Annotated in this window: 7 protein-coding genes; 4 read left to right on the forward strand and 3 right to left on the reverse strand. The window is 65.3% G+C overall.

The genetic code is table 11. The annotated features are described in order from the left end of the window. The first annotated feature begins 1,152 nt into the window (after positions 1-1,152). Positions 1,153-2,151, forward strand: a complete 999-nt coding sequence (locus tag ABGB17_RS03625) for an ROK family protein (RefSeq protein ID WP_347626254.1) — start codon at positions 1,153-1,155, stop codon at positions 2,149-2,151. A 209-nt stretch (positions 2,152-2,360) separates the two neighbouring features. Further along, entirely contained in the window at positions 2,361-6,218 is a 3,858-nt protein-coding gene (locus ABGB17_RS03630) for a ThuA domain-containing protein (protein WP_347626255.1), read from the forward strand. Here the strand turns inward: ABGB17_RS03630 and ABGB17_RS03635 are convergent. Then, a complete protein-coding gene (locus tag ABGB17_RS03635) occupies positions 6,215-6,436 on the reverse strand; it encodes a hypothetical protein (RefSeq protein WP_347626256.1) in 222 nt (73 codons plus the stop codon). The genes ABGB17_RS03630 and ABGB17_RS03635 overlap by 4 nt on opposite strands. On the opposite strand from ABGB17_RS03635, the gene ABGB17_RS03640 reads away from it, so the two are divergent. Both ABGB17_RS03640 and ABGB17_RS03645 read left to right on the forward strand, forming a co-directional pair. Continuing rightward, on the forward strand, positions 6,423-8,294 hold the full coding sequence (locus tag ABGB17_RS03640) for a ThuA domain-containing protein (protein WP_347626257.1): 1,872 nt from the start codon (positions 6,423-6,425) through the stop codon (positions 8,292-8,294). The two genes, ABGB17_RS03635 and ABGB17_RS03640, sit on opposite strands and share 14 nt — an antisense overlap. A gap of 460 nt (positions 8,295-8,754) precedes the next feature. Beyond that, positions 8,755-9,090 (forward strand): tyrosine-type recombinase/integrase, encoded by a 336-nt coding sequence (locus ABGB17_RS03645; protein ID WP_347626328.1) that lies wholly within the window; start codon positions 8,755-8,757, stop codon positions 9,088-9,090. A gap of 397 nt (positions 9,091-9,487) precedes the next feature. Here ABGB17_RS03645 and ABGB17_RS03650 read toward each other — a convergent pair whose 3' ends face one another. Next, on the reverse strand, positions 9,488-9,982 hold the full coding sequence (locus ABGB17_RS03650; protein WP_347626258.1) for a hypothetical protein: 495 nt from the start codon (positions 9,980-9,982) through the stop codon (positions 9,488-9,490). Positions 9,983-10,129: 147 nt separating this feature from the next. After that, entirely contained in the window at positions 10,130-12,145 is a 2,016-nt protein-coding gene (locus tag ABGB17_RS03655; RefSeq protein ID WP_347626259.1) for an ATP-binding protein, read from the reverse strand. Between the last annotated feature and the right edge of the window lie 484 nt (positions 12,146-12,629).

The raw sequence follows: 12,629 nt of genomic DNA on the forward strand, positions 1-12,629 counted from the left end.
GATCAAGCTGTCTAAAGCTGGGAAAACGCTGATCTGGGCGTATGCGGATGGAGTCACTGTGAGTCCCGTTGCTTCCCGCTGATCTCCAACCGAACGGGCACGCAGCAGGCACGCTCGGACCTTCCGATCGCGGCTGGACCGTACAGCCGAACCGCCAGATATTTGGATCCCGAGGTGGCCGAGAATTCAGCAGATGACCCCATGCCCCTTTTGTCTCGTCGGTGCCGGTGACGTAGACGGGAGCTCGTCGCCTGCCGCACCACCAACGTCTTCGTTCTGCTCGTCCCTTGGCAGCGAGCAAAGAATTTTGGTCACTGTCTCGTGCTTCCGACTGCAAATGGGACGAGTCTTCACACTGCCCCTGGCAATCTTATGGCTGAGCTGTTCGATGGGGTCGGCCAAGTGACCGCCGCCGTTCGGGAGGCGTTTGGAGCGCCGGGGAGCATGGTTCTGCGGAACCACAACATCCCAGGCCAGACGCTTTCTCATCTCCACGTCCATGTGATCCCTCGTTCCCCGGATGACGGATTCATCCTCCCGGACACGGGAAAGATCGAGGTTTCCTTCGAGGTCGGAATGCAGCAGGCGGCTCAGCTGCATCCTGCGGCGGCCCCCCGGTGGGATGACTTCTCTTGGCAGGGCGAGGCCGGCAGTCGATGGGCGGCCCGCGCTGCCACCGCACTGATCTGTCAGCACACCGTGTGCCGCCATTGCGGACTTCGTTGTGCCCCTCTCGTACTAGACGAGGTCGCTCATGGGCCACATCAGAGTCTCCACGAAACCCGGCGCGGTTCACATTGCGCCGGTCATTGACCATGGTCTCCGGTGGGCCGGGGCTGAGGTACGAGGTCCCGGACCTTCGATCGCCCCGACCTCGGGCAGTGGCCAGCCACAGCATGGCGATCGTCGTGCTGCATCTGGACGGCGGCGCGTCCCTGGTCGGCGGGTGAAGTTCATCGTAGATGCACGACTTCCCCGGATTGCGCAAGTGTTAATACATAACGTTCCGGTAACCAGAGCGAGAGGGGTGGCTGAAGTGCATAGATGTGAGGATGCCAACTCGTTACGGAGTTGGGGGGTGCACGGTCCGGCATCGCCGTGTTACAACTCCTAATTAGTTGACATAGGAGACAAACAGAGCAGGTGGTGCGGGTGGCGTACAAATCGCCCTCCACCCGTACCCCGGGCGGCGCTCCGCCGGCGGGTCCCGACACGCTGCGTCGGGCGAACCTCTCGCTGGTGCTGCGCGAGCACGCATCCCGGTCCCGTGCCGACATCGCCCAGGCGACCGGGCTGCATCGGGCCACCGTCTCCAACCTCATGGCCGAGCTTCTGGAACGGCGACTGGTGCGGGAGGTCGGTGTCAAGCACGTCGGGGCGATCGGGCGGCCCGGACGGGCGGTGGCGCTGCACGGCGCGCAGGTCGGCGCCGTGGGCATGGAGATCAACGTCGACTACATCGCGGTCCACGGCATCGACCTCAGCGGCCGGGGCCTGGTCGAGCGCCGGTTGGTTGACGACGCCATGGGCAGTGGCCCGGACAGGGCCGTGCGCCGGGTCGGGCTCGTGGCCAAGGAGGTCGCGGAGGCGATGCGGCGAGCCGGAGCGGTCCCCGCTGGCATCGCGGTGGCCGTCCCCGGGCTCGTGGACGTCACACGTGGCGTAGTGACACTCGCGCCGAACCTCTACTGGCGCGACCTGCCCCTGGCCGAGCTGCTGAGCTCCCTGCTCGGCCCGCTGAGCGTGCCGGTGCGGGTGGACAACGACGCAGATCTCGCCGCCCTGGCTGAATACACCTCTGGCGTCGCCGCCGGAACGCCCGGCCTGGCCTCTGGCGACCGGCGCATGACGATGGCGGTGGCACAGGTCGGCGAGTGGCTCGGGCTCGGTGGCTCGATCCTGGCCAACCTGTTCAACCCGCGAGTGATCGTCATCGGAGGCTATTTCGCCTCGCTGGCCCAGTGGCTGCTGCCACACGCACAAGACCAGCTGCAACGGCTCGTGGTAGCCGCTCCAGCCGCCCAGTGCCGATTCGTCGCCTCCACGCTCGGCTTCGGCGCCGCCTCCCGTGGCGCGGCGAGCATGGTGATCAACCACATCATCGACGACCCGACCACGATCATGGATTTACCCAGGCCGTCACCTTACTGACGGCCCCACAGACCTGGAGACGGCATCCTCCAGCAACCGCAATATCCGCTACCACCAAGTGGCAATAAGCGCGGCGGCGCGCGCCTTGCCTGACATCCCCCAGTCAGGAAGGGCTTTCCATGTCACCACGTCATCGAACGTGGGCCAGGCTGCTCGACGCAGCCCTGCCAGAAAACGGACGACGCCCGAGACGTCGCACTGCGACCACGATGGCCTTAGCCCTCATCGCCCCTTTCATCACGCTCCTCGCGACGCCGGTGAGCGTCGAGGCCGCCACGGCGGCTGAGCCCGCTTTCAAGGTGCTCGTGGTGCGCAGCACCGAGGACGCGGTGTCGTCGGCCGGCCTGGCCGCGATCCGGGATGCGGCCAGAACCGGTGATTTCACGGTCGTGGCGCCCGGGCCCGCTGACGTGGGCGACCATTTCACGGAGAAGAAGCTGGAGCAGTACCGCGCGGTCGTGTTCTTGGACACGGGTCTCGCGAGCCCGCTCACGGACGCGCAACGCGCGAACTTCGAGAGCTACTTCCGCGACGGCGGCGGCTTCGTCGGCGTCGGCTCAGCGGTCGAGACCGACGAGTCCTGGTCGTTCCTGACTGACGTCCTGGGGACGCGTGCGTCCGGCAGGACCGACGTGCAATCGGGTGACGTGAAGGTCGCCGACCGCGTCCACGACGCGAGCAAGGATCTGCCGCAGTTCTGGTCGCGGACCGACAACTGGTACAACTTCACGAAGAACGTTCGCGGTGTGTCACACGTCCTCAGCACCGTCGTCGAGGACCCGTTCGGGCCGCAGCCGCAGGGCGCCGACCTCGACGGGATCGCCGGGGGCACGATGGGCGCCGATCACCCGGTCTCGTGGTGTAAGGACTTCCAGGGCGGCCGCTCGTTCTACACCGGCCTGGGCAACACGGCCGCGAGCTTCGACGCCGACCTCACCAAGCACCTCAAGGGCGCGATCGGCTGGGCAGCAGGCCAGGCCGACCCGGTCTACAGCGATTGCGGCGCGACCGTGCTGGCCAACTACCAGCAGACGAAGATCGGCTCGCCGCCGAACCTGCAGGAGCCGATCGGCTTCGACCAGCTGCCGGACGGCCGCGTTCTGCAGACGGACCGCCTCGGCTCGCTGCGCATGCACGACTCGACCACGGGCGTCACCACGGTCGTCGCCAACTTCGCCGACCCGAGCCTGCCGATGACGCAGCAGATCTACTCGGCGGGCGAGGACGGGCTCTATGGCCCGGCGGTCGACGCCGACTTCGCGACCAACAAGTGGGTCTACCTCTACTACTCGGGGAAGGAGGTCACCGACGTCAAGCTGAGCGACGGATCGGTCGTCACCCAGATCACGCCGAACACCAATCCGCCGAACGTGGCGGCGTCCAAGACCGCGTGGGATCCGTACGTGGGCTATTTCCAGCTCAGCCGCTTCAAGTTCGTCGACGCCACCGACAGCACGCCGGCGCACCTCGACATGGGCTCCGAGCAGCAGATCATGCGCGTGCCGGTCAACCGCCAGGAGTGCTGCCACGTCGGGGGCGACATCGACTTCGACAAGCACGGCAACCTCTGGCTGGTCACCGGCGATGACACGCCCGCGGGCGGCATCAACGCCGGCGGCTACGGGCCGTACAACTCGCAGAAGACCGACGAGCAGCAGACCGTGCGCGTCACCAACGCGACGGGCGGCACGTTCACGCTGACCTTCGAGGGCCAGACGACGGAGCCGATCGCGTGGAACGCGGATCGCGATGCGATCGACGCGGCGCTCGAGGCGCTCTCGAACATCGAGGCGGATGAGATCCAGACCAGCGGCGGCCCGGTCAACACGTCGAACGTCAACGTGTTCTTCCGCCGCGGCAAGCAGCGGTCCGATCAGCCGCAGATCACCGCCGACGGCGCCGGCCTGACCGGCACCGCCACGCCGGCGATCGCCACCAACACGGCGCAGGCGGGCGGCTGGTATCAGCGGCTCACCGGTGACGCGCGCCGCAGCGCGCTGAACACCAACGACCTGCGCGGCAAGGTGCTGCGGATCAAGGTCAAGGACGGCGACATCTCCGCCGCCGACGCCAACAAGGTCGACTTCGGCTCCGGCGCGGGCGCCTACTCGATCCCGTCGGGCAACCTGTTCCCGCTGGTCGCGGGTGCGCCGCAGGACAAGACGCGGCCGGAGGTCTACGCGATGGGTCTCCGCAACCCGTTCCGGATCCAGGTCGACGAGAACGACGTGGCCTACATCGGCGACTACTCGCCCGATGCCCAGACACCGCGGCGCTCGCGCGGCCCGTCGGGCACCGGCCGCTACGCGATTGTGCGCGAGCCGTCCAACTACGGCTGGCCGACGTGCTACAAGCGCGACCTCGCGCACTACGAGTGGAACTTCCACGAGTTCGCGCCCGGCACCACCACCGCGGGCACGCCGCTGAACGACCCGCCTCAGAAGTTCGACTGCGACGGGCCGACGCAGCGCAACGACTCGCTGTGGAACATTGAGGGCGGTCCGACGGTCGAGCCGGGCCTGAGGGACGTCCCGCCGGTCACCGACCCGGACATCTGGTACTCCTACCGCGACAACACCACGAACGCGCCGCTCGGCACCCCGTGCGAGGCCTACTACGCGCCGACCCCGGGCCCGATCGCGCCCGGCTCGACGACCGAATGCCCGCGGCTGTTCCCCGAGCTCTACACCGGCGGCGTCGGTCCGCACGGGGTCACGAAGTACCACTACGACCCGGAGAACCCGAACCCCAACAAGTTCCCGCCGTACTACGACGACTCGGTGATCATCAGCGAGTGGACGCAGGACACGCTGCGCGAGGTCAAGCTCGACAAGCAGAACAACCACGTCCAGAAGATCAACAACTTCCTGGATTGCGGCAGCCGTGCGAACGCCGGGGCAGGCAGGTTCCGGTTCGAGTGCGACAACCCGATGGACTTGCAGTTCGGTTCTGACGGCGCGTTCTACCTGCTGACCTACGGCAACGGGTTCAACGTCATCAGCCCCGACGCGGGCATGTACAAGTGGGAGTACGTCAAGGGCAAGCGCGCGCCGAAGGCCGTGCTCACCACGGACCGCACCGATGGCTCAACGCCGCTGACCGTGAACTTCTCCAGCGCCGGCTCGCTGGATGAGGATCCCGGCGACTCGATCCGCTACGAGTGGAACTTCGGCGACGGCTCGGCGATCACGACAGACCCGAACCCGACACACACTTACACGCAGTCCGGCCGCTACACGGCCGTGCTGACCGTGTTCGACTCGTCCGGCAAGCAAACCTCGACCAGCACCGTGATCACCGTGGGCAACACGAGCCCGACGGTGGTCGTCAATACGCCGGTGGAGGGCGGGACGTTCGCGTTCGGCGACGACATCCCGTTCTCGGTCACGGTCACCGACCCCGAGGACGGGACGGTGAATTGCTCCGAGGTGGAGGTGACGTTCGTGCTCGGCCACGACTCACACGGCCACGCCGAGGAGTCCGTGAACGGCTGCTCGGGCGTGCTCCACACGATCGCCGACGACGTCTCACACGGCGGCAACGTCTCCGGCGTGGTCCAGGCGCGCTACACCGACCACGGCGGTCCGGGCGGCGTCCCACAGCTGACCACGACCGGCCAGCACCAGATCCGCCAGAAGCACCAGGAGGCGGAGTTCGTCGTCAACCAGTCCGGCACCAACACGGCGAACAACACCGACGGCGGCGCCGGCGTGCACCGCGGCGGCCTGGGCTCGGGCGACTGGCTCCAGCTCAACGGCCCATTCAACCTGACCAACATCGATTCGATCACTTTCCGCGTGGCGGACGCGGCGAACGGCCGCACGCCCGGGTCGCCCCTGGCGGCGATCGAGGTCCGTCAGGACTCGATCACCGGGCCGATTCTGACGACGGCCAACCTCGTGTCCACCGGCGGGACAGGAACCTGGACCAGCCAGACGTTCCCGGTCTCGATGTCCGGGACGCATGAGCTGTTCCTGGTGTTCCGCTCGGTCACGGGTGGCGCCACGGGCGGCAACCTGTTCAACCTCAACTGGGCCGAGTTCGTCGGCACGGGCATCGGCACCTAGCGAACCCGCCCGTACAGCGGCAAGAAAGAGAAGAAACTCATGCGGAGAAGATTTCGCGCATCGGCAGTGGCCGCCTGCGTGACGGCGGTCGCACTCATCCCCGCGGCACCGTCGTGGGCAGAGGAAACGACACCGCCGACGATCAACGTGGCGACGCTGTCGCCCTCTGCGCCGACCGGCCAGAACAACTGGTACCGCGGCTCGGTGACGCTGAACATGTCGGCGACCGACGACGTCGGCATCGCCAAGTTCCAGTACTCGCTCAACGGCGGCGCCGCCTACATCGACGTGCCCGTCGAGGGGGCGCCGGCGTCGGCCACGGCGTCGGCGGTGATCACGCAGGAGGGCAACACCAGCGTCCGGTACCGCGCGGTCGACACGTCCGGAAACGTCGCGGCGTTCCGCTCGATCTCGGTCCGGATCGACACGCGCGCGCCGGCCGCGTCGTACCCGGCGATCACCGACGGTCACGTCGGTCACGTCGCCACACTTATCCCGACGCGCACGGACCCCGCCCCCGGCTCGGGCGGAGTGGCTGTGCTGAACATGTACCTCGACGGCGAGCTGGTCCCGCCGTTGCCGGTGCAGACCTCCGACCTGTCGCTCGGCGTGCACACGCTCGCGGTGCATCTCTCTGACGCTGCTTCCAACAGCGCGAAGTACACGCAGACGTTCATCGTGACGACATCGTTCGCGGACGTCGGCACGCTGATCACCCGGTTCGTGACCGCCGGCAGCGTCCCGGCGGAGGTCGGCGCGGCGCTCCAAGCCAAGCTCGACGAGGCGAAGACGCTCGCCGACGCCGGTTCGGCCAAGCGCGCGAGCCAGGTCCTGAACGAGTTCGTCTCGATCGCCGGCGACGGGATCGCGCCCGGCTCGGCCCGCAGCACACTCGTGGGCGATGCGCGTTACCTGATCGACCAGCTCAAAGACGAGCTCGCGCCGGAGCCCGCGACGGGCCTCGAGTCTGAGCCCGCGGAGGGCCCGAAGTTCATCCCGGACCCGGTGCTCGCCCCGCTCCCGCACAACCCGGACGCCGACTACAACGTCCTGGTCTTCTCCAAGACGACGGGCTTCCGGCACGACCACATCCCGCACACCGTGGCCGCGATCCAGAAGCTCGGCATCGCGAACAACTTCAACGTCGACGTCTACGACCCGCAACTTCCGACCGTCACGCTGCCCACGAGCCCGTTCCTGAGCCTCGACACGCTCAAGCAGTACGACACGATCGTCTTCGAGTCCAACGTCGGGCACCCGGGCCCGCTCAATGCGATCACCGAGCAGCCGAACTTCGAGGCCTACATGAACCAGGGCGGCGGCTATGTCGGCATCCACGGCGCCGCCGACTCGTTCGAGCTCCGCACCTGGCCGTGGTACGGCAACCTCGTCGGTGGGTTCTTCACCAACCACCCGAGCGGCCAGAACGGGTTCGGCCAGTGCGGCAGCTGCATCCACACCGAGGTGGTGACCGAGGACAACACGCACCCGGCGACCGCGCATCTCCCTGCCAAGTGGATGACGGTTGACGAGCTCTACAACTTCGACCGCAACATGCGGGCCGACGTGCACACGCTGCTGAGCCTCAACGAGGACAGCTACCAGCGCAGCCTCAACAGCGGCAACGCGGCCACCAACCCGCTGCGGCTGATGAACGGCGACCACCCGATCGCGTGGTGCCAGAACTGGGGCGGTGGCAAGGCGTTCTCGAACATCCTCGGCCACTTCCGGACGCAGTACTACGACGACTCGTTCATGCGGATCATTCTCGGCGGGATCGAGACGACCGCCGACCGCACGGACGCCAACTGCTCGTCCTACCGTGAGACCAGCCTGCTGATCGAGGCCGACAGAGCGGCCGGGCTGCTGACCGCGGACGCCGCGGACGCCGCCGACGCCGCCCTGGACATCGCGCGGGACAGCTACCTGGCAACCAACTACACCACCGCCATCCCGGCGCTGAACTCGATCGTCGACCTGGCGAACGACGAGGCCTCCGGCGACGCTGCGGCGCGTTCCGAGCTCGCGCGGCAGGCGCGCGCGCTGCGGGAGTGGATGCAGAACCTCAACCGCTGACAGTGATGATGTAAGTGAGCGTCTCCCGGTGGGGTCTGACCCAACCGCTGACTGACCGCAGGGTCTTCAACGGGATCTGTCGCCCCTGGCCGGGAGGCGCTCACCTGCACTAACCGGACGCGGCGCGTGACCTTACAGGAGCCTGGCCAGAGGCCCCTCATTGCCTTGTCCGTATCGCCCGGCTGGTGCGTGCCGCCCTGCCGCGCCGCCGCCCTTCCTCTCGCTTTACCGTTGGCTGCTCAAGAAGCACATTACGCCGCATCTCGGCAATGTCGCGGTCGGCAAGCTCTCCACGGCCATGGTCCGGCAGCGGCGGGCTGATCTGGTCGGCAACGGGGAGTCGGTCAGTGTGGCGGCCAGGCGTACCGCCTGCTTCGCGCGGTGCTCATGACAGCCGTCGAGGAAGACCACATCATCCCGCGTAACCCGTGCCGGATCCGCCGAACGGTCGACTGGCGGACTGGCGCTCGGGCCGCCCAAGTCCAAGGCCGGCCGTCGCGCCGTCGGCGTCCCCGGGCCGATCGTCGCTGCCCTGCGGGAACACCTGAGCGACTACGTTAGGGACGAACCCGATGCGCTCGTATTCCCGGGCGTCAAGGGTGGTCCGCTTCGTCGTAGCGGCTTCAACACGCGGACACGGTGGGTCGACGTGGTCAAGGAGATGGGTTTGCCGGGCCTGCACTTCCACGATCTTCGGCACACGGGCAACATGCTCGCGGCGGAGTCCGGGGCGGGGCTCAAGGACCTGAGGGCGCGGATGGGCCATGACAACGTCCGGGCGGCGATGGTCTATTAGCACGCCGTGCGTGGGGCGGACAAGGCGATCACCGATGCGATCGGCCGGCAGCTCGACGTAAGGAAGGCTGCCGAGGGTGACGGAATGGCCAGGGCCGATGGCCCCTGCGGGCTAATGGCCCGTGAAGATCGAACAGTCGTGAAAACAGTGAAGATCCGGGTCGGGAATCATTCTCTGACCTGGGCCTTTGCTGGTGGAGCGGGTGACGGGAATCGAACCCGCGCTGTCAGCTTGGGAAGTCTTTCAACGATATGCAGGGTGAGCTGGAGAAACGCTGACCTAGATATACGTCGGCTGAGTGACTGTGAGTCCCCGTGATCCCTCCCCGGTCGCTGACCGTACGGGCACGCATCGGGCACGATCTAGTGCGACTCTGCCCGCAGATCGTTTCGCAAGATTAGCCAACGCCAGAGTCTGGCTGAAAAGGATCATGCCGGATTGCAGCACCAAGTGCTTGCTGTGCCTTCCCGAAAGCGGAAATCAGATTCTGGCGTTCGCCATGCGGATCCTGTGCGGCACGGTGAGCGACATCGCAGTACTCGGTGGCCGCCTGAGCAGCGTCCCGGTCGAGAACACGATGTGCCAACTTGACGACCTCTCTCCAATCATCTAAGAGATCGGTGTCTGTCGCCCTGATGTCTGCAGGGAGATCTCCATTGATGTAGCTCGACAACGTAAGGCTATGCTTGGTAACCGCATCCTGGAGGGCCAGGAGAGTATCCCGTTCAATCTCGAATCGCCGTGTCTGGAACGCGTCGCGCCTGGCTTCTCGCTCGCGCTTGTAGGTACCTCGTTGGGTGAGTATCTGGGAAATGATCGTGGCGCCGCCACCCACGATCGCCCCGATTACGGCACTGACTGCGGGGATCAGCAAGTCTGCAGATTCGACCATTATCCTAGGATGCGGCAGGATCGTCTTCTTCGCCCGCTATCCTGCGAAACGTGATCGACGCATGCCACCACCTCTGACCTTCCGATATCTGCGACGTTGCGTGACCGCCAGCGGGACCGGTCAACCGCGTCCTGGTCTGTTCAGAGGTCATAAAGCTGGATCGTAGACATCGTCTGAGCGCGGGCCAGGCGAGGATACTGTTTGGCGCAGTTTGTCAGGGATAAGGTCACCGTGGCGGGTGCGGAGGTAGTCGAGAGCCTGTTCAAGGGAGGGGTTGTGATCGATGCCGCTCTTGACGAAATCCAGGCGTTGTCTAGCCTCGTGTAGAATTTCTGACCACGTCCGTACCCAGACACGCACCTTCGCGTGTTCGTAGCTTGTCGGCTGGAGGTACAAGCCCTCTGGTAGGCCTTTCTGCCGGACGCGCGGCAACAGCCTGTCCTTGATCTTGCGGACGACAAGGTAGAAGTCCCAGGTGGTATCGACATTAGCAAAACGAGGGTCATTGAGGACGGCCTGCATGTAGTCATCGACCTGGTCGGCCTGTGCGCGGTCCGCGTCGACGGATGGCGCCTTCAGTTCGATGACAAGGTGCCGTACCCGGTCATGTTCATGACTCTCGGCGGACAGCATGAGGTCTACACGTCGTTTGCCGCCGTCCAGCGCCCGAACGGGGCCATCGGGTGTGGGGCTCCAACCGATGACGCGACGGTGATGATCGAGCATTCGGGTCAGGCCGATCTCGCTGCTGCGCATCATGTTGTATTCCTCGCCGAAAACCCAGAGCTCTCGTTCGAGAATCTTGTGCAGATGGTCTCGCTCCTTGACGAGGCCGTATGTCTCTTCATCGAAGACCAGATGCTCAAGGACAGTAAGAAACTGAAGCCGTGACGTCACGATGGACGATGCGCGGATTATGTTGGAAAGGCTCGTCTGCTGTAGAAGTCCATGAAGGTGGCTGACGTCGCGTTCGTTCAGGCGTAGCACTTTCTCCAGAATCCCCACCATCTCGTCTGGGTTGTGGCGCAGGGAGTTCTGCAGCAGTGACAGAGTGAGGCGTTTCTTCGTCCTGTCAGCTGGGATGTGTCGGTTGATAGAAGTGGCTACAAGATCGAACGTGGTCTGCTCGGCCTGCGCCTGGTCATCTTCAGCGTGCGGAGGATAGGGGTAGACGCCTTCCTGGATCCACCTGTCTCTGAGCTGGCGGCGTCGGCGTCGGCGCCGTTCTTCAAGTTTGGAGGCAACCCAGGCACGTGCTGCGCCCAGCAGGGGGCCAATGGGCGTATCACCGCCTAGCATGACCAACGCGACCTCGTTACGATGGCGCGGCATGGGTTCCCATAACACATAGGCGGTGTAGGAGAAGTCGGTGTGCTCAGCAGTTGCGTCGATCGTCTCTACAGGGGCACCAGCAGCGTCGCACAGTTCGATGGTGCGTTCTGAACCGGTGCGCCAGTGGATCAGACGGATCTGAAAGGTCTGGAGGTCCCCGTCGTATTCGAATGTGAGGTCTTCGGACCTCTCCTCATCCTCGATCTGGGTGCTCGGGTCGATTAGTCGGCCGTCGTAAGTGACCCGCACGTCAGCCCAAGTGAGGAGGTAGGGCGCAAGGGAAGCAGTGATCTGGGCCGCAGCCTTTGGTTCAAGAAGTTGATGGAGGTGGCGCGACTGCTTTCCCCACAGTTCGACCGTAGTGCCGGTCTCAGCGGACTCGGCTGCCGGTTGAGAGTCGATGCGCCATGTCGTCCTGCGATGGGTCTCTGATTCGATCGTGGTGCGCATGCGACGTCCATCTACAGTGAGAGCGGTACTTGTCCAGCGAGTACTGTCACCGAGAGCGAAGGCGCGTAGGCGCCCGCGGCTGGCCTTTCCGTGCAGCGGTCGCTCTAGACGTGTAGTTATGCCGCCTTCACGCTTGTCAGAATTGTCGACCCACCTAAACGCGCTCCGCGCCTTCTCGGGGGTGATGCCGTCGCCGTTATCGCTGACGACAACCTTCTCCACCGCCCCCATAACGGATCGTTTGATGATCACATCGACCTTGGTTGCGTCGGCGTCGAGAGAGTTCCACACCAGCTCAAGCACCGCTTTAACAGTCTCGCGCTCATGTACAAGCTGCCGTACCAGGTCATCGCCTGCTTCGAGAAGCACATGATCCGCCATGACAACTCATACTTCAGCAGGCTGGGACAACTGTCCAGCGAAGCTGGGGGCATACCAGCCGAGGCGGTTTAGTTCTCCGACTTGAACCTTTGCGTGTGTGGAGCGGGCGCCGGGAAGCGAACCCGCGCTGTCAGCTTGGGAATCGGTTGCTGATCTTGGTGCGCTGGCCTGGGAGAACGGCCATGCAGGTGAAGGCGGGGTGCGTCTCCGTGGGATCCGTGAGTGCCCCTTGTTCCCCCTTCGTTCTGGCACGGATCTGGCACGCGATCAACGATCTGACCGCTTCCTTGTCGGCTCGGTCCCCCTGCCCGTGATGAGCCTTCCGGCAGGCGGGAAGACGAGACCGGAGTGAGTGACGGTGCGGGGTTGTTGCCGTCACTCACCACCCCACGAAGCCGGCCCCTGGTCCTCTCCCGTCCTCCTCGTAGCTGCCGACCCCAGGGCGAGGCCGCCGTGTCAAGGGTCAACGAAGTTGATCGGGCAG

The organism is Sphaerisporangium sp. B11E5, from assembly GCF_039871875.1.
Taxonomy (GTDB): domain Bacteria; phylum Actinomycetota; class Actinomycetes; order Streptosporangiales; family Streptosporangiaceae; genus Sphaerisporangium.